Annotated in this window: 12 protein-coding genes and 1 pseudogene; 3 read left to right on the top strand and 10 right to left on the bottom strand. The window is 43.5% G+C overall.

Translation table 11 applies throughout. The annotated features are described in order from the left end of the window. Positions 1-108 precede the first annotated feature (108 nt). Together ACHUFQ_RS08950 and ettA are read right to left on the bottom strand one after the other, a co-directional pair. The gene (locus ACHUFQ_RS08950; protein WP_394174862.1) at positions 109-2,550 is read right to left on the bottom strand and encodes a M13-type metalloendopeptidase; all 2,442 of its coding nucleotides are present in this window, start codon (positions 2,548-2,550) and stop codon (positions 109-111) included. 369 nt (positions 2,551-2,919) lie between these two features. Next, entirely contained in the window at positions 2,920-4,596 is a 1,677-nt protein-coding gene (gene ettA, locus ACHUFQ_RS08945) for an energy-dependent translational throttle protein EttA (protein WP_394174860.1), read from the bottom strand. 222 nt (positions 4,597-4,818) lie between these two features. Here ettA and ACHUFQ_RS08940 point away from each other — a divergent pair, with 222 nt between their 5' ends. Together ACHUFQ_RS08940 and ACHUFQ_RS08935 are read left to right on the top strand one after the other, a co-directional pair. Further along, entirely contained in the window at positions 4,819-7,752 is a 2,934-nt protein-coding gene (locus ACHUFQ_RS08940; RefSeq protein WP_394174858.1) for a response regulator, read from the top strand. Positions 7,753-8,199: 447 nt separating this feature from the next. Then, a complete protein-coding gene (locus ACHUFQ_RS08935) occupies positions 8,200-8,814 on the top strand; it encodes a LysE family translocator (RefSeq protein ID WP_394174857.1) in 615 nt (204 codons plus the stop codon). Here the strand turns inward: ACHUFQ_RS08935 and ACHUFQ_RS08930 are convergent. The 7 genes and pseudogenes from ACHUFQ_RS08930 to ACHUFQ_RS08900 all read right to left on the bottom strand — a co-directional run bounded on the left by ACHUFQ_RS08930 (position 8,804) and on the right by ACHUFQ_RS08900 (position 17,385). Then, positions 8,804-9,391, bottom strand: a complete 588-nt coding sequence (locus tag ACHUFQ_RS08930; protein ID WP_394174856.1) for a 3D domain-containing protein — start codon at positions 9,389-9,391, stop codon at positions 8,804-8,806. The genes ACHUFQ_RS08935 and ACHUFQ_RS08930 overlap by 11 nt on opposite strands. 10 nt (positions 9,392-9,401) lie before the next feature. After that, on the bottom strand, positions 9,402-9,959 hold the full coding sequence (locus ACHUFQ_RS08925) for a GNAT family N-acetyltransferase (protein ID WP_394174855.1): 558 nt from the start codon (positions 9,957-9,959) through the stop codon (positions 9,402-9,404). A 66-nt stretch (positions 9,960-10,025) separates the two neighbouring features. Beyond that, complete coding sequence (locus ACHUFQ_RS08920; protein WP_394174853.1) at positions 10,026-10,808, bottom strand: DsbA family protein; 783 nt, start codon at positions 10,806-10,808, stop codon at positions 10,026-10,028. Positions 10,809-11,053: 245 nt separating this feature from the next. Next, a complete protein-coding gene (locus tag ACHUFQ_RS08915; protein WP_394174851.1) occupies positions 11,054-13,429 on the bottom strand; it encodes a COG1361 family protein in 2,376 nt (791 codons plus the stop codon). Positions 13,430-13,698: 269 nt separating this feature from the next. Beyond that, the gene (locus tag ACHUFQ_RS08910) at positions 13,699-14,682 is read right to left on the bottom strand and encodes a sigma-54 interaction domain-containing protein (protein ID WP_394174864.1); all 984 of its coding nucleotides are present in this window, start codon (positions 14,680-14,682) and stop codon (positions 13,699-13,701) included. Positions 14,683-14,733: 51 nt separating this feature from the next. Next, positions 14,734-15,096 (bottom strand): annotated as a pseudogene (locus ACHUFQ_RS08905) (VpsR-related response regulator); the annotation flags it as partial. 114 nt (positions 15,097-15,210) lie between these two features. After that, entirely contained in the window at positions 15,211-17,385 is a 2,175-nt protein-coding gene (locus tag ACHUFQ_RS08900) for a M3 family metallopeptidase (RefSeq protein WP_394174849.1), read from the bottom strand. 374 nt (positions 17,386-17,759) lie between these two features. Here ACHUFQ_RS08900 and ACHUFQ_RS08895 point away from each other — a divergent pair, with 374 nt between their 5' ends. Continuing rightward, on the top strand, positions 17,760-18,410 hold the full coding sequence (locus ACHUFQ_RS08895) for a cupin domain-containing protein (RefSeq protein ID WP_394174848.1): 651 nt from the start codon (positions 17,760-17,762) through the stop codon (positions 18,408-18,410). Here ACHUFQ_RS08895 and ACHUFQ_RS08890 read toward each other — a convergent pair. Next, on the bottom strand, positions 18,379-19,464 hold the full coding sequence (locus ACHUFQ_RS08890) for an acyltransferase family protein (RefSeq protein WP_394174847.1): 1,086 nt from the start codon (positions 19,462-19,464) through the stop codon (positions 18,379-18,381). The two genes, ACHUFQ_RS08895 and ACHUFQ_RS08890, sit on opposite strands and share 32 nt — an antisense overlap. Between the last annotated feature and the right edge of the window lie 146 nt (positions 19,465-19,610).

Raw genomic sequence — 19,610 nt, 5'->3', positions numbered from 1 at the left:
TTCTCTGCAATCAAAGCCTTGTCTAAAAGCCTTTAAATTCTCACTGAGTGAGCAATAATTTAATGGGATTGGTATAATGAAGCTAGATCAAATGCGATCCGTTCGCGCTTACCAGACTTTTACCCGCAGCGCTTCGGGTAAATACACTCTGTCGGTTTCGTCTACCTCAAACGCCTGATAAAACTCATCAATATTACGGACAGCGCCATTTACACGATGCCGAACCGGCAGGTAATTATTTTGTTGTTGTAATTCCAGAAGTCGTTCTTCGCTATACAAGACCCGCCAGCGTTGACTATAACCAATAAAGAAGCGTTGCATACCGGTAAAACCATCTGCAGTTGATGTCGCTGTACTGCCCGAAGATAATTTATAGGCGTTAAGCGAAATCGACAGAGCGTTAACATCTCGAATGGCTTTGTACACCGTTTTACGACCATCGACCATGGGTAACGAGGGCATTGCTATGCTCTGTTGCTCTACAGCTGCCGAATCCAGAACATTCTCCGGGTTGTGATCACCAACCTTAGTTGTTTGCTGTTTACTATCAGCATTACTGTCACCTCCGTCCGGTTGGATTGCAGCAACATTGGTACTGATGTCTTCTGTCGATTGGCTGGCTGGTAGTTCATCATTTGCAGGTAACGTTTCTGGCGCTACGGCGGGCATGATTTCGATATTGCCGTCGGAATCATCATCTATTTCCTGAGGGGCTAATTCATTTTCAGGTGAAACCTGTTCTTCTGGACGGTTTTGTTCTATTAATTCAGCATCGCTCGCGGCGATGGCCCGTTGTTCGGCCAACAGTTGCTGACGCTGTCTTTCCTGAAGTACCCAGGCATGGATTGCAGCGTCATCTTCTTCATGGATGGCAAGCATGTCGTATTGATCGCCTAGTCTGGCGGTAAGAATACGATATTCGCGTTTATCTCTGCCATACCACCAGGGAGCAAAGACTCCCGAGCGGTTAAAGTTTCTTCCTTCACGATCGATACTGGCAATTATGGTATCGGCAAGGACAGTACCAAAGGCACCATAATTAATGGCGTCTTCGGCATTACTGTCAAATAATGGTGGCTGAATGCTTCCCGCCGGAATAAATATTTTGTTAGCTTCGGGTAGGTAAGTCATGCGCGTAGATTGGGGAAGTATGGGCCATTGATTAGGACTTACGGTCTGCGTTAGTCGCATTCTTCGAGACTGATAGTCAAATAAAGCAGCTCGCTGGCGGTTACCAAAATAGTCGCCAAATTTAATGTCGAGGTTGGCATAATCTCGCCAACTCGTTGGCCCACCTACCTGCACTTTTAATCCTTCAAGTTTTTCTAAAGCGGTTTCCTGAGTACTTTCATAAAGCCACTCAATATCTTCAAGTTGAATGGTCAGGGCACGAATTTGATTGGTTGACATTTGGCTGACCCGTTGCTGCTTTTGGCGAGTCATTTGTTCATCAATATAGGTCTTGCCTACAATATCACCGAGTACGTTATTGACTGCATCAACAGCCCGCCACTTTGCAGGCTTCATGCCTTTTTGTTGCCTGAGTTGCTTACCATAAAATGCAAAGTGCTGGCGTTCGATATTGCGAGTCAGGTGAGTGGCATTAGCGTGAAGCGCGTGCCAGGTAAAATAGAGTTTCCAGTCGGCTAACTCTGTCGTGACTAACATTTCATTAAGACCACGTAAATAATTTATCTGCGGCACTACCAGGCCTTCTGCATTGAAAATACCGGTACCCGACATGTATTCTTTCCAATCGAAATAGGGCATGATTTGCGGCAGGTTGTGGTAAAGAAACTTGTTATATAGCGAGTCAATGTTGCGATTGTCTGCCTTATCTTCGTGATGCCCTGCAAGCTCGGTTTCCAGTACTACGACTTTTCTCGCTGCCAGTTCAGCGTCGTTGATCCCGGCAAGTTCAAACATACGGGTAATATGCTCGCGATAAGCACGGCGTAAATCGCGATACTTTTGTTCGGTACTCAAATAGTATTTTTTATCTGGTAACCCTAACCCCGCTTGCCAGGTCGTCACCATGTATTTTGAGGTATCTTGTAAATCAACTTCGAATCGTAAATTAAAAGGCGGGTTGTAATTGTACTTGGTGGCATAGGCCAGATATTTGGCAAAATCGGCTCGGTTTTCAATCGCATTGATCCGTTCGATTATTGGTTTTAGCGGTGCAATCCCAAAATTGTCGCGGCGCTCGAAATCAAGAAAAGATTGGTACAAATCGCCAACTTTCTGTTCGTCGGTGCCGTTCCCATAACGGGTTCTGGCAGCACGTTCGATAATTTGTAAAATGGCCTGGTGAGCACGCTGGTCGAGCTCATCATAAACGTCATATTGATGCTGATTTTCCGGCACGATGCCATAGTCTTGCCAATGGCCATTTACATATCGATGGAAATCCTTTCCTGGACTTTCTTCAATTAACATGTTCTCCAGAGCGATACCAGAGTCGTATGCAACGGGTGCCGTTTGTCGGGGACCGCTGGAGCAGGACACTAATGTTAAAAAAATAAAGGTCGATGTCAGATACTTGACCATGCAGGTTTCCATTTCTTTGCGTTGTAGTCATCCGGACTACTAACCATTGTTATTACGTAATGAATTAACTATAGACAAGAATTTGAAAAAGAGAATTGAAGAGGATGAGATCGGATAGGTGAGAATTTAAAGGTTTTTAGGCAAGGCTTTGATTGCAGAGAATGGTCGCTCCATTTTCAACGTCAGCCAAAATCAGTAACGCAGGATAAACGCCTTTAAAACTCACCCGTAGGGAGTTTATCTTAAGGCCCATTTACTGCCCTAACTCTGGGTTGTGCACAAACTTAGTGTGATTGGTATTAGAAAAAGGACAGATATGAAAACGGGGCAAATGATGCCCCGTTTGTCGGCTGTTGTGTGCGGTAATTCCTATGCCGTAATACGCTTGTATTTGATACGGTGTGGTTCAACTGCCTGTGGCCCAAGGGTTTTCTTCAGCCATTCTTCGTATTCGGTAAAGTTACCTTCAAAGAAATTAACCTGACCCTCGTCACGATAATCGATAATGTGCGTTGCAATTCGGTCTAAGAACCAACGGTCATGGGAAATTACCATGGCACAACCCGGGAATTCCAACAGCGCCTCTTCAAGAGCACGCAGGGTCTCAACATCAAGGTCATTGGTTGGTTCATCGAGCAGTAACAGGTTACCGCCGGTTTTCACGAGTTTGGCAAGATGCACACGGTTACGCTCACCACCGGATAAATCACCAATAAATTTCTGTTGGTCATTACCTTTAAAGTTAAAACGACTTACGTAAGCACGACTCGGAGTTTCATAACCGCCGATAGAGATAATGTCGTTACCTTCAGAAATTTCCTGAAACACGGTGTTAGAGTCGTTCATATCGTCACGAAATTGATCGACACTGGCCAGTTTTACCGTTTCGCCAACAGTGACACTACCGGAATCCGGTGTTTCGGTGCCGCTTAGCATTTTGAATAGGGTAGATTTACCGGCACCATTTGGTCCGATGATCCCAACAATGGCACCTTTGGGAATGGAAAAACTTAAATCATCAATGAGTACGCGATCATTGAACGATTTTGTCAGGTGCTCAACGTCAAGCACTTTATCACCCAGACGCGGACCTGGTGGAATATATAGCTCATTGGTTTCGTTACGTTTTTGATTCTCATGACTCGACAACTCTTCAAAGCGCGCCATACGGGCTTTGCTTTTTGCCTGACGGGCCTTTGGATTTGAACGTACCCATTCAAGCTCTTGCTTGATGGTTTTTTGTAGAGCATTCTCGCTTCGTTTTTCCTGCTCAAGACGCGCATCTTTTTGCTCAAGCCAAGACGAGTAGTTGCCTTCCCATGGAATTCCATGGCCACGGTCAAGTTCAAGTATCCAACCGGCAACATTATCCAGGAAATAACGATCGTGGGTAATCGCCACAACGGTACCATTGTAGTCGTGTAGAAAACGCTCTAACCAGGCGACAGACTCTGCATCTAAGTGGTTAGTCGGTTCATCGAGCAATAACATGTCTGGTTTTTCTAATAACAAACGACACAAGGCCACACGACGACGTTCACCACCGGATAACACTTTTACTTTCTGGTCCCACTCCGGCAGGCGCAGGGCATCAGCTGCACGCTCCAACACATTATCAATGTTGTGACCATCCTGAGAATCAATAATGGCTTCCAGCTCACCTTGTTCTTTGGCCAGAGCATCGAAGTCAGCGCCTTCTTCGGCATACTCCATGTATACCTGATCTAATCGCGCTAACGCATTTTTAACTTCACTGACCGCTTGTTCGACGATTTCACGTACGCTTGCTTCTTCATCCAGTTCCGGTTCCTGCGGTAAATAACCAATTTTGGTACCGGCTAAAGCTTTAGCTTCACCTTCAAATTCGGTATCAACGCCCGCCATAATACGTAACAGGGTTGATTTACCAGCACCATTTAAACCTAAAACACCAATTTTTGCGCCAGGGAAAAAAGACAGAGAAATATCTTTGAGTATGGTTCTTTTGGGAGGCACCACTTTTGAAACGCGGTGCATGGAGTAAATAAATTTATCGGGCAATGCCATGGATAAAACCTTCATTTTTAAAGACGGGATGTATAGCCAGATATTTTATCTCAAGAATTGCATGATTAACAATTTTATCGAATCAAGGCTTTATTTTTCATCGCATTTTTTACGCAAATTTGGCCTTATCTATGGGACTTTTCGGTTTTAAAAGAATCGCAAAAGTGGTATAAAAAACAAGCAGAGGAAGTCATTATTCAAACACGGAACTAAATTGCCCATATGCAGTTTTATGTAAGTCACTCAAACTCTTTGATTATTAAGCTAAATACGTTATCAAAAACACGGTTTTTGGTGGTGTTTTGGTGGGCTGTTTTGGTTTGTGGCATGTTGCCCGCAATCGCTTTTGCTAGCGAACATGCAGCTCCTTCTCAATTTTCACAGGAAGCGCCTCTAGCGCAGCAATTAACGAAAATCGAAAAAGAAAAAAATGTTCAGCTCGCCATGGATAAATATCAGTCGCTGTTAGATCAGCAAGATCTGAGCGAAAAAGAGCGTCTGAAAGTGATGCGTAGCCATGCAATGTATGCCTTTCAAAATGAGCAGTTACAGCAAGCCATCGTAATCTATGGGCAAGCGAAAGTTATCGCCCAGGCTCTGAATGATCAGCTACAAGTTGCTCAAATTGAGAAAATGCTCGGGGTTGTTCGCTACTTTCGAGGTGACAACGATATTGCGTTAAACCATTACAAAAAATCGATGGTCTATTACGTGGCTCAGGGTGATGCAATTCAACAGGCACATTTATTAAACAATATTGCATTGGCCAATGCCGCGATGGGCCGCTATGAAGTGGCATTAAATGCCTATCAACAAGCCGAACCCTTATATTCGTTGTATGGTAGCGAGAGCGATCAAATTGACGTGCGTTTTAATATTGCAGGCTTGTACGTCAACCTATATCGCTACGATGTGGCCATTGATTCATTTCATGAAGTGAGAAGGTACCGTGAAAAAGATCAGGATTATAAAAGCCTGGCGTTAGTGCATAGCGATTTGGGAATCGCCTATAAATATGCGGGTAATTTTGAGCTGGCAGAAAAATATCAGTTACTTGCCTTTAATTATTATCAACAGCAACAGGAAGGCTATCACCTGGCTACGCAGGGGATTAACTTAGCCGCGATGTACAATGAGTTTGAGCGATTTGATAAAGCAAGGTTTTATGCTGAGCTTGGCATAGAATATGGGACGAAATATGAGCACTTTAGTGCCTTAGCCGGCAGTTATTTTGAGTTAGCTCTGGTAAATTATGTTTCTGCCGAACATGACGATGCCATAGAAAACCTGGAACGGGCAAAAGCGTTGGCGATAAAAGTTAACGATCAGGGCTTGCAGGATGAAATTTCGCTATTGACCTCGTTGCTACACGCTGCGACCGGTCAATATGTCAAGGCTCAGAAACTGCAAAAGACATTTACCCGGGAAATGAACGAACGTTCTAATATAGAGCTTAATAATCGGTTAGCAGAATTTGAAACTCAACAATTAAAGCAACGCATCAACCACCTCGAAGCCCAGGAAAAAGTATCTCAGTTAGAATTTGATAAGGCCAATCAGGCTCGTAACTTTATTGTCTTTATTTTGATCTTTATCACCATTATTTTATTTTTGTTGATGCAGAAAAAACGCTCTAGACAAGCAAAATTAGAATTGGAACGTATGGTAGATTCCCGCACTCAGGAGTTACTGGATACAACCAGCAAACTGGAAGATGCCAATCGGATAAAAAATCAATTCTTAGCCAATGTTACCCATGAAATTCGCACGCCGCTATCTGTTGTCATTGGTAATGCCGAAGCGTTATTAAATAACGAAGTACAAGCCGACGAGAAAGTCGAACACTACCAGCATTTGTATTCAAACAGCCTGTACTTATTAGACATTGTTAACGATATTCTCGATTTAAGTAAAATAGAAGCCAATCAAATCACCTTAACACCGAAATTAATTGAGCTTAGCGCCTTGTTTTCTGAACTTAACGCGATGTTCGCAGAGCAAGCAAAGCGTAAAGGGGTCTTATTTCAGGTTAATCTGAATATACCCAAAGGGATGTGCATCAATATCGATGCGATGCGCTTTAATCAAATATTAATTAATCTATGTTCCAATGCCGTCAAGTTTACCAAGCAGGGCAGTGTTATTGTTGATGTATCTCAGTTTGACCAACAATTATTGGTTCGGGTATCCGATACCGGAATCGGCATGGATGCAGCACAGGTAGAACAAGTCTTTGGCTGTTTTGTGCAGGGTGATAACAGTATTTCCCGTCGATTTGGCGGCAGTGGCCTTGGACTGTATCTGGTATCTAATTTATGTAAATTAATGGACGCTACTATTGACGTGAGCAGTACACCGGGACAAGGAAGTGTCTTCTCCGTTGCCATTCCTGTTGTCGAAGCAACAACCAATGGCAAGGCGAAAGCCTTGAGTGCCAGTACCCATGCCCATACCGCCTATCAATTTAGCGGCCGTATTTTGGTAGCGGAAGATCATCCTGAAAACCGGGCACTGATCCGTCTATATCTGCAACGCCTCGGTTTAACCGTAGATACGGTTGCCGATGGCCAGCAGGCACTGCAATGGCTAAAAGAGCATGAGGTCGACCTGGTGCTCATGGATATTCAAATGCCGAATCTGGATGGTTTTAGTGCGTTAACCCGTCTTGTAAAATCGGGCTTCGATAAACCGGTTTACGCATTTACGGCAAATGCGATGGCCCATGAAATTGAGCATTATCTTAACGTTGGATTTTCCGGTTACATTGAAAAACCGCTGAATCGTCAGAATATCGTCGAGTCTTTAAAGCAACATCTGCCGTTTGAAGCGGAGCAGGTTGCACCTAGCGCAACATTAGACACCGAGAATCAAGACGATCAAGTTGAAATTTTAGCGACGAGTTTTATCGTTAGTGCTAAACGTGATTTAAACCGTATTTGCCGTGCTGATGAAGCTCAGGATTGGCAGCAGGTGAGTGAGCTTTGCCATAAGCTAAGCGGTGCCGCACAGATGTTTGGCTTTTCAGAATTGGCCAATATCAGTCGACAATTGGAATTATGCCTGTTGAATCGACGGTTCGATCAAAAGCGCTCTTTACTGTTATCGTTGAAAATGGAAGTTGCTAAATTTAAAGAAACCTCGAATGCCGACTCTTAAATGTGTATAAAAATTTCGCTTGCTAAGGAAACTTTGGTATCTGCGAACTTTTATCATCAAACAAAATCGGAAACTTGAATGCGCGACACACAAAATGCCACTCAGTGACAATCATGTTTAAAATGGTCTTTAGTATTTTCGTCCCTTAACCCAATAATACCAATCACATTAAGTTTGTGCACAACTCAGAGTTAGGGCAGAGGTTCAGTTACAACATAGGTTTCATTGATATAGTCATTCTATATTAATGAAATATAGGGTCGTAAATGGGCCTTAAGGTAAACTCCCTACGGGTGAGTTTTAAAGGCGTTTGGACTACGTTACTGATTTTGGCTGTTTTTGAGAGCGGAATAACCATTCTCTGCAATCAAAGCCTTGTCTAAAAGTCTTTAAATTCTCACTGAGTGAGTAATAATTTAATGTGATTGGTATAACAGGATTTTTTAAATGACGGCTGAGATGTATGCCGCGCTTGCGCTTTTTTGTTTTGTGTCTTCGATCACACCGGGACCAAATAATCTGATGCTCATGTCTTCCGGTGCAACCTTTGGTTTTCGGCGGACGTTGCCGCACATGTTAGGCGTTGGCATTGGCTTTGTGGTGATGGTGATTCTGGTCGGCATTGGTTTAATGCAACTGTTTGATTTGTTCCCCGTCAGTTATCAGATACTGAAGGTGATAAGTGTTGTTTATTTGTTGTATCTGGCGTATAAAATTGCCCATTCATCGGACCCCGTAAAAACGTCAGAAAATCAGAATGATGGCACTCAGCAACCCACACCAATCACGTTTTTACAAGCTGCTGCGTTTCAATGGGTAAACCCTAAAGCATGGACGATGGCATTAACCGCGATTAGTGTTTACGCGCCTTCCCAGCAATTTCATTCCGTATTATTGGTGGCTGTCATTTTTGGCGCGATTAACTTACCTTGTGTAAGCTCCTGGACATTGCTTGGTCAGGAGTTACAGCGGGTTTTAACCAATCAGCAAAGACTACAGCGGTTTAATTGGACCATGGCAGCTTTGCTGGTGTTATCTCTTTATCCCGTTGTTATAAGCTAACCGTTTTTTCGTTTTCACCAAAGCACACTTGATGGTTACCAGTGATCGCATAGGTTGTTAGCTTTGCCTTTTCCCCTTCGCCAGTGTACACATCAACGTGTTTTTGTTTTATGGCACTGCCAACATCGGTGGCAATAAATGTGGTGCGTTGTAAATAGGGCTGAACATTGGGAATAAATACTGTACTTAGTTTGGGGATCCGGGAGGTATCTACCGCGACTTCACCGACGTTTAATGTTTTGCCCATCGAGTTTAACGGCGCCGGGCTTTTATGCCAGTTTCCAGAAAAATAGCCTAAATACCAGCCAAACCGGGTTTTTCCCCAACCCTCAATCCTAACCGCATTGACGAAATTCACTTTAAATTTGTGAGATTCGCCGGTCTTGAGCGTTACCTGTTTATATGGAGATACGCCATAATCCTTTTCGATTGGCGTGTAATAACCGGTAACTCGCCAATTATCTTCGCATTGCAGCTTCTCATTATGATAAACGCGTTGCTGGGAATTCGATTGACAGCCAGAAAGGCAGAGTATGGTTGCGATACAAACCACTACTTCGGTATGAAAAGAACGCATGTTTTTTATCTTATTTGTTGTTAAACGGGGATGATACTTCACGTTGATAATAAACCGCTTCTTCACGAATACCAGAGTCTTCGTGGATATAGGTTTTGATATAGGTCATTCCCAGCTTTTCCATTACCCGAATTGAGCCTTTATTTTCGGGAACGGCTATTGCCGAAAACGCCTCAATATCAGGTTGCCCTGATAATGCTTCAAGGACGGCCTGAGCGGCTTCAGTAGCATAACCTTTACCCCAATGTTGTTGTTTGAATCGCCAACCGATTTCCAAATTTTTATCATTGCGATGCTCGGTAAAAAAATTCTCAGGGCGCACCAGAATCCAACCAATGTATTCATTGGTTGCGGTGATGTTTACCTGCCATAAGCCCCAACCTTTGTCTGGATTACGATAGGCATTTAAGCGCGGAATAAAACGCTCTTTAATCTGTTGCCAGGTAGTGGGCTTGCCATCATTGACATACTTCATTACCTCAGGGTTTTGATCAAGCTCAAACAGTAGCTGTTGGTCTTTTTCAGACATAAGTCGAAAAGATAAATGCAAAGAATTTTGAATATTCATGGGGTAACTATGTGATTATATTGTTTTAATTGTTGCCTTATCATACCTCGATTTACGCTGGCATGATCATGGTTGTTGTAAAATTTCATCGAATATCAATGAAAATGAACGATAGGGTTGTGCACCAGTGATTAATATAGGGCGGACTAACTCGCCATTTTCCACGATGCCTATCACGAAACTAGGGGTGCCGCTGATCCCTAATGACTTGGCGAGCATCATGTCAGCTTTAATACGTTTGAGCTGCACTTGGTCGTTAAGGCAATGCTGGAATTGATCGGTATTTAGCTTCAATGTCTTACTGAGTTCGATATAAAATGCCTCACTTAGTTTAGCGGTGTTGTTAAATAAGTTTTTCCTAAATGGCCAGTAAGATCCTTGTTGATGAGCGCATCCGGCGGCAACGGCAGCGCCCTCCGCTAACGGGTGAAAACTTAATGGGTAGTCCCTGACTACATACTGGACCTGACCTTTTTCAATATGGTTTTTATCAATCAACGCAAATGTTTCATCTTCAAACCGCTTGCAGTATGGACATTGAAAATCTGAAAATTCAATGATCGCTATTTTTGCATCCTTACTTCCTTTTACCGGAAGTTTGCCGTTATCGGTATAATTTTTTTGTGTCGCGAGCTCAATTGTCTTCGGCTGTTGCGATTTCATCGCAATCTCATGAATATCTGCCACTTGATTTTGCAATTGCCTTAGCTGCTCGGCTAATCTTTGTTGCTCGCGTAACAATTGGTCCACTTTATCCGCGCTATCAGGTGCACGGTTATTATCACAAGCAACTAACAGAGCCATGAACGAGAAAATAAAACCAAATGAATGGTACTTCACTATCTTCATGTACTACTCCTCGGCAGTATCATTAAAGCAAATGACTTTACGGTGCTGCCGGTCTTTCAAAATTTATGATAAACGTTTATTTAGGATTAATGATACAGTTTTAATATGCTCACATTGTTCCTGAAACATCCCCGAGTTGTCGCTAACACTATTTTCTATACACCTTAGAAGTTTTTGCATTGTTTGCAAAAAAAACAGCGGCTACACCGCTGTTTTTTGTCAAAGGCAGGAAGACCAATAGCCAATTATGGCAGTGGCACGAGTTGCACCGTCGCTTTGATACTCTCCGTATCTGCAGGACCTCCTTCGGGATCAACAACGTCAATTTCCAAGCCGCCCGTCGCGTTACTGCGAAGCACGTTGTCTACAGTGCCATTATCAATAAGCTCGACGGTAAACGCACAGGTATAGGTACCACCGGCTGCAATTGGAACTGGTGAAGCAATGCTCGGTTGATCGCACGTGTTAAAGCTCAAGGAATTAAAAGTGCCACCGTCATTTAATAGACGATAATTGGCAGTGTTATTGGTGGTGATGTCTTGTCCCAGGAACTGTAACTTAGTCAGGTTAACAGCTTCATAATCTGAATTATTGGTTATAGTAACAAATAATGTGGTGGCAATTTCAACATCCAGAGTGGCATCCGCGGGTTCATTTTCAAAGTTGACCGTTTCACCATCGTCATCCATCACTTCCTGATAGCATGGACCTTGCTCACCCTGATCACATGGTATTGTATCATCAGTATTGGCTTTCACAGTTGCTAGGTTGGTATGTGGCGCCCCCGGTTCACCCTGCAAAGTTTCAACAATGGTACACGAAACCGATTGGCCTGGAGTTAGAACGATACCATATAAGTTGCAGGTGTCAGGTGGTGAAACGGTTAAATCTTCATTGGAATCGTTGTATTCGGCACTGTCAAAAATCGTTCCAAAGACTGTATCAGTTAGTTCGGTGAGCGTTAAAGTGTCTACCGCAGAAGTATTGGTAATATCAAAGGTAAAGATGACATCTTGCCCTGATTCGGGGATCGATGTATCATCCGCCGTTTTCACAACCTTAATCATGCCTGGTGAGTTAGTGAAAGTCACCGTTGCGGTATCGCTGGCCATGACTTCGTTTTGTTCGTCGTCCTTAGCTTTTACCGTGACCTGATTACTAATATAATCCGTGTTATTGCCCGATAATTGCATTGTATAGGTAAAGTCACATGATGCCCCAGGTGCGAGCGTAGTGCCTACCTGGCAATCAGAATCGCCAGCGATATCTGTTCCTGCCGGATATGTCGTCGTGTTGACTGGAGCTACAGCGTCTAATATTTCGGTAATATCGACACTTTCAAAAAGTTCGACAGTGTTTGAATCGTCGGTATACTGTTCATTGGTTATTGTGACCGTATAATCCACGTTTGTCCCTGACGTTGATTCTGTGATCGCATCGGGAACCACGGTTTTATCAACGCTGATACGCGGATCCACATTGTTAATTTGTACGGTTTTGATTTGACTACAGTTATCACCGTCAGTGGCGGCTAATCCACTAGGACACTCTGAACCATCTCCAACGGCAGAATCATTTTTATCCTTTAACACCGCCTTAATGACATCATCATAAATTTCCGGGCTAGGATCTACAGTTTTCCCCACCACGTGAACTTTGATCTGACATTCGTATTTGGCATTAGGAGCCACTTCAAAGGGAGTCCCAGAAGGACAGTCGGACGCTGTTAAATACACGCCATCTGAAGTCGAACCGTCTACTACCGTTGGTGTACCCCATAGGTCCAGTGTAGTTTCGAAGGTGCCATCTTGTTCAAGATCGATAACGTCTTCAAGACGTTCAATAAAAATTGAACTGGTATCACTGGTATTTTCAAAGCTGATATCGAACGTAAATTCACCGCCGGGTTCATCATATTCATTCACACCGACAAGCGTTTTGCTTAGCGTTGGCGAAGGCGGCTTGATGAATACGTCAATATCAAAGGAGTCACAGCGACACTTCGATGGTGAGCCTGCAGGGGTTGGGGTGGTAGCATCACAGGTACCTGCATCCTGCTCCTTTTGATTCCATGACGCGCAATAATTGAAATCAAGCTTTTCGCTATTGTCATCATCTCGACAGAATAGGGTTAACTCGGCGCCCAGGTATTCATGGGTAGCACTAAAGCCAGATGCCTTACTAATATCCGCACAAACATCATCATCTATCGCAACCCCGGGACCATTAGTATCACCAATTAACACGGAACAACTGTTGTCGGTATTTCGGTCTTTGGCGCTATACGCACCCTCCGGCAACCAGATCCCATAACCGTAACGTTCATTGGCAGTCGTAACGACAGTAACGTCTGCAATGATGGTGACAAATTCGCCCAGAGAACACTCGACATTCGTATTTCCCTGAGTATCTCGAATATTGGTGACCTGACTAACTTGAATATCATTAGCGGTACAGGTGAGATTCTTTCCAGAATAATCGGCCAAACAGGCCTGCTCATTTAATTGAGGGAAAAAATCAGCGCGTGCATCATTCAGGGTTAAAATCCCTGCCAAAGTTATCGCCCAGATTAATGGTATACGGGACATGAACCAAAACGTTGGATACTGAGGAAATTTCATGAGACTACCTTTGCTTAGGTATGGTAAATTGAGTTAAAATCCAGCCCCAGACCACTTTATCAGGGCTGTGTACATACCGGTGATTCAGTAAGCAAAGTCTGTACCAAAGTTAACTTCATGATTGTACGTGCTATTTTTTTTGCGTCGCTGCTGGAAGCGTCTGAACGATAAACAGAGTTACAGTTTTGTCGATAACAATCTGTATTCCATTACATTTTCGGGTTTGCGAATTAGGTGACAGGTTGTAACACTGTTGCAGGATATTGATTTTACGATATTTTAATATTGCATTTTTTCATTAAACGGTAACAGGTTGTTCTGGAAATGTTCAAGCTTCTGGCCGTTGCAGAGATATTGTAATGGTTAACTTTTATCGCATCTATTAACGTTTTTTTATCAATACCAGAACGCGTTTTTATTGAATTTCCGGTACGCTTGCAATCATGTACCGGTTTAATCGACTCGGTTTGCTTGTGTTTCTTATTAGTAGATAGATTTTCATGAAAAAAGCTTTTCAAAGTGTCAGTATCATTTAGAAGCGCGGTTCGAATAACGTAGCTTTTAAGTTCACGAATATTGCCCGGCCATGAGTAATTTATCGCATCTTGATTTAATGACAGTGTTTTAACCGGTGTACCATTTTCTCTGGCAATATCGTCACAAAATTTTTGCCCAAGTAAAACAATGTCGTTTTTTCTTTTCCTTAGAGGCGGCGCGTAAAGGGGGAGCGTGTTGAGGCGATAATATAAATCATCGCGAAACAGGTTTTGTTCTATCTTCGTTGTTAAATCAACATGTGTAGCCGCGATAATTCGGCAATCTATTCTGAAGCATTTTGTGCCCCCGATTCGCTCGATACATTGATCATCCAAAAACTTAAGTAATACAGCTTGAAGTGATATTGGTAAGTCTCCAATCTCGTTCAAAAATAAGGTGCCCCCTTCAGCCTGTTCAATTTTGCCGATGTGCTGATTCACCGCGCCAGTAAAAGCGCCTTTTTCATGACCAAATAATTCCGATTGAATTAAATGTTCCGGAAAGGCTGCGCAATTGATGTTAATAAAAGGCTTACAGGCCCGGCTAGATAGCTTATGAATCGTCAGTGCTGCCAGGTCTTTGCCGGTACCTGTTTCACCCGTAATTAGTACACAAGAGTCTACTTTAGCAACCAATTCAATCTGCTGTTTAAACGTTTTAATCACGCCAGAATGACCAATGATCGCATCTAGTGGTGAGCTGATGGTTTGCGCCATTGGTCTTGAAACTTGCATATTAGCAAGACCGCTGGCGTGACCTATAGTATGGTTCAGCCTGTCAGGGTCTATTGGAAAGTGATGGTAATCATAAAAAAATTTAGGGAGTATCGGTGACGTTCGCGTATTTTGTAATTGTTCGGCACTTAATATTGCTATCCATTTTAATGCCGGATGTTGCTGTGCGATTTTAGCCAGTGAATCCAGAAGTCGTTGGGGAATTGAGTCGAAAGTGAGAATAATGACGTTAATGTCAAATTTTTGGATAGACCTAACGACTCGGGTTAATTCGGTTTTATCACAATGCAGGCAAAACCATTCAGGTAATAGTAATTTAATGTCACAAAATTGAGCCTGTGAACTTATCACTAAAACAGGACGTCTACATGTTTGTTCTGACTTCTTACTACTCATTGAAACCAGATACTAAATTTAAATGGTTATGTGGGCTAAAGCCTAGGGGATAACAGGCTTTTGAGCAAGAAAAAAGCCGGCATGATGCCGGCTTTGTCAAAGGTAAATCTAGGGTTATTTTGGCGAGATTAAGCCACGACGCTCTAACAAATGAATCGGGTCTGGTTCCTGACCACGAAAACGCTTGTACATGATCATCGGATCTTCGGTACCACCGGATTCAAGCACATTTTTACGATAAGAGGTTGCCGTGTCTTGATCAAAAATACCCTTCTCCTCAAAGACTTTCCAGGTATCTGCATCAAAGATATTTGACCAGATATAACCGTAGTAACCTGAAGAGTAACCACCTGCGAAGATGTGTGAGAAATAGGTGGTACGATAACGAGGCACGATTTCGTCGATTAAACCAATATCAGTCATCGCCGCTGTTTCAAATTTATCCGCATCTTGCTCATCAGCGGTTTCTAGGGTGTGCCATTTCAGATCAAGAAGGGCGGCGGCCATATATTCTGTGGTCGCAAAGCCTTGGTTGAATTTGCCGGATGCCTGAATTTTCTCAACCATTTCCATCGGGATCACTTCACCAGTTTCATAGTGCTTGGCAAATTGCGCTAACACTTGTGGCTCTGTCATCCAGTTTTCCATTACCTGTGAGGGATATTCTACGTAATCGCGAGGCAAAGCCGTCCCGGTTAGTGAACGATAGTAGCCATCTGATAATAAGCCCTGGATGGCATGACCAAATTCATGGAATAGGGTAGATGCCTGATCGAAGGTAAGTAATACGGGTTCATCACCAATCGGTGCAGGGTAGTTCAGCACGTTATAGATAATCGGTTTTACGTCTTCGCCATACATTTTGTACTGTTTACGGAACGAACTCATCCAAGCGCCACCACGCTTTGAAGCGCGCACATAAAAGTCGGTCATGTAAACACCAACAGACGAACCGTCTTTGTCGAACATTTCGTAGGTGGTTACATCCGGGTGATATTTGGGTAGATCATTGCGTTCTTTAAACGTTACCCCCCACAGCTTCTCTGCGGTGTAGAAAACGCCCTGCATGGTGTTTTCTAAAGAGAAATACGGCTTGGTGGCTTCTTCATCCAGATCGTATTTTTGCTTACGCACTTTCTCGGAATAATACCACCAGTCCCAGGCTTCCAGTTTGAAATCGGCACCTTCAGATTCTGCAAAAGTTTGCATGTCAGCAACTTCCTGCTTGGCGCGAGCAAGTGATGCCGGCCACACTTTATCGAGCAATCCGTACACATTTTCCGGAGTTTTGGCCATCGCATTTTCAAGCACATAGTGCGCGTGAGTGTCATAACCTAGAACCTGAGCTCGTTGATAACGAAGAGATGCCATTTTCGCGGCGATTTTCTTGTTATCATTGGCATTGTCGTTATCGCCACGGTGGGTATAAGCGTAAAATAACTGTTCACGCAATTCGCGATTGGTCGAGTAGGTTAAAAACGGGTAGAAGCTTGGACGATGGGTGGTAAATACCCACTTACCTTCGTGTCCTCTGTCCGCTGCCGTTTTTGCGGCTGCGGCGACTATGCCTTCCGGCAGGCCGGCAAGGTCAGCTTTATCGTCGATAACCAGTTCAAAGTCATTGGTTTCATTTAATAGGTTTTCACCAAACTGAATACTCAACTTGGAAAGTTGCTCATTCAAATCTCGTAATGTAGCTTTATCGTCAGCGTTTAAGTTAGCACCACCACGAACAAATCCTTTGTAGGTTTTCTCTAGCAGGGTGTTTTGTTCGGTGTTTAAGTCCAAGGCATCTTTTTGCTCATAAACCGTTTTTACACGCTTGAACAAATCTTCATTGAGGTAAACATCATCGGACAGTTTTGATAACTTTGGTGATACCTCTTTAGAAATCGCCTGCATTTCAGGCGTTGACATCGAGCCAATTAAACCATAAAACACGTTCGTAACTTTGGTTAACAGCTCACCACTTTTTTCCATCGCCTCAATGGTATTTTCAAACGTTGGAGCTTCACTGCTATTGGCAATGGCCAGGATCTCAGATTTTTGTTCTTCGATGCCTTTTTCCAGAGCTGGCATGTAGTGTTCGGTTTTGATTTTTTCAAACGGGGCGATGCCAAACTGTGTGTCATATTCCGAATAGAACGGGTTGCTCAGTTCCTGACTATCTGTATTTTCTGCAACTTGCTGCTGGGCAGCGGCTTGCGTATTGGTCTGTTCTTTATTCTCAGATTGGCAACCGGCCAGAGCGATTGCCAGAGCAATGGGCGTTAAAAGATGCTTTTTCATATCTCTTCCTGTTCTATTTCGCGTAAAATTCGGACACATATCTTTGTGTTTTATCCCTTATCCCGGCTACCCGTTAGGGACCAGATTTTTTATTGTCTAATTTTTATTGCCTAATTAGTACAACGTATGATGGTAAGGGGATTTGATTAATCAACTGTTTTATCCCATCCATTATAATTTGTAAATTGATTTGTCGGTCATCCTCTGGCAATAGTGTTACGAAATGATTCCAGATCGTTGTAAGATGAGGCTGCGGGGCGATTCGCCAAGAATATATGAGCTGAGTTGTTGCATGAACGAATCCGCCCTTGCATCCGTATTGGCTTGTTTCAATCTGGACAATGTGTAAATTTAAGAATTAAGAGGAACGTTTTTTGTTGAATTTAGATCGCAGTATTCGTCTTGCCATCAATACCACGGAAATAGAGTGGGAGCCGTCGCCGGCTAAGGGCGTATATCGCAAGAAACTGGAGCGCGAAGGCGCAGAAAGTGGTATAACCACAAGCGTGGTGAAATACGATAAAGATACCGCATTCGCAGCTCACCCTCACCCTTATGGCGAGGAAATTTTTGTTCTCGATGGCGTTTTTGAAGACGAACATGGTCAGTACCCGAAAGGGACATATTTTCGCAATCCTCCTGGCAGTTCCCATGCTCCGAAAAGCCCGCTTGGCTGCGAGTTATTCGTGAAATTAAACCAGTTTCAATCTGGCGACACAGCTCAGGTCCGCATTGAAACAGGCCGTCAGTCTTGGTTACCTGGTTTAGTTGATGGTCTGTCGGTCATGCCACTGCATTCATTCGGCACGGAGCACACGGCTTTAGTGCGTTGGCAACCCGGAACGCACTTTCAACCACATGTGCATCCCGGCGGTGAAGAAATCTTTGTTGTTGATGGGGTCTTTGAGGATGAGTTTGGTCAGTATCCTAAAGGCACCTGGCTGCGCAGCCCGTCTTATTCAAAACATAATCCTTTTTCTGAGAAAGGCTGCATTATTTTCGTAAAGACGGGTTATATGGCGTAGGAATATTTTTTCCTGGTATTAATGGTTTTATCGTCGGTGTCGTAGCCGATTGAGGTACCACGGGACGGGTTGGGCGACGACGTGGTATAAAACGATTTCGTAGCCATAGGTTGCTGCGTTTTTCCAGGACATAGAAGGAGACGATCGATAATAAGCCGCAGGCAATAACGACTAAAGTTGCCACTAACGCGCTGCCTGGCGTTAGGGTATCCATACTAAATAGCAATCGGTCGACACCATGAACCAGATACGGGTGGAACAGGTACAAGGAGTAGCTGGCATCACCGAGAAGAATTAGCCACAGCGGGAAGCGAATGCTCTTAACGCCCCAAAGCATTAAGCTTACTACCGCGACCGAAGGCAGACCAAAGTAGATAAATCGGGCACCACTTCGGTCAATGAAAAACATCGATAACACAACGGCAAGGGTCAGCCCTAAAGACACATAGCTTAGCGTTTTTGATACCTGCCAGTGATGGGTGTTTTTCCATAACGCATAGATTGCCATACCGTAGATAAACTCTAACAATATGGTATCGGTATAAAACTGGTAAAACAGGTTATCGACATTCAATAACTGCCCCATGCAGATTAGGGTAACGAGCAGGCACGCACAGATAGAGCTGGCGTGAATTTTTGATAACCTCAGGCTTAACGCAAAAACCACATAGAAGAACATTTCATAATTTAAGGTCCAGCCCAGTTTTAATACCGGTGCGATTTCACCGCTGGCATTTTGGTAGGGAATAAATAACAGTGACTTGACGAGTTCCATGCCAGATCCTGGTTCCGATGAAACCAGCGCAGGGACATATGTGCCAATCATAAAAACACCTATGGTCCCGACATAGTACAGGGGGAGAACTCTGAAAATACGTTTTAGGATGAAATTATCGCTATCGCGCTCGGTGATAAAGCAAATAATAAATCCGCTCACAACAAAGAAAATATCGACGCCAAATTCACCGCGATTGATCATCGGTATATGGCTGAATACTACCGCAAACGCAGCCAGGGCACGAAGCACCTGCAAAGAATCTAATTTATTAGTCACGTGTTTCTCGCAATATATGTATTAAAATTTTGCGACCTTCAGACCCTGAAACCTTAAAAAGACACGGGAAAAGAAACGTCTACAAAGCTGTACTGCATTGAATAAACACTTAAGGAAAGTCGTGTTAGGTCCTTTAACACCAAAAA

Source organism: Thalassotalea litorea (assembly GCF_043642205.1).
Taxonomy (GTDB): Bacteria; Pseudomonadota; Gammaproteobacteria; order Enterobacterales; family Alteromonadaceae; genus Thalassotalea_A; species Thalassotalea_A litorea.
Note: the sequence above shows the minus strand (reverse complement) of the source record. Positions and strands in the feature narration are given on the sequence as shown.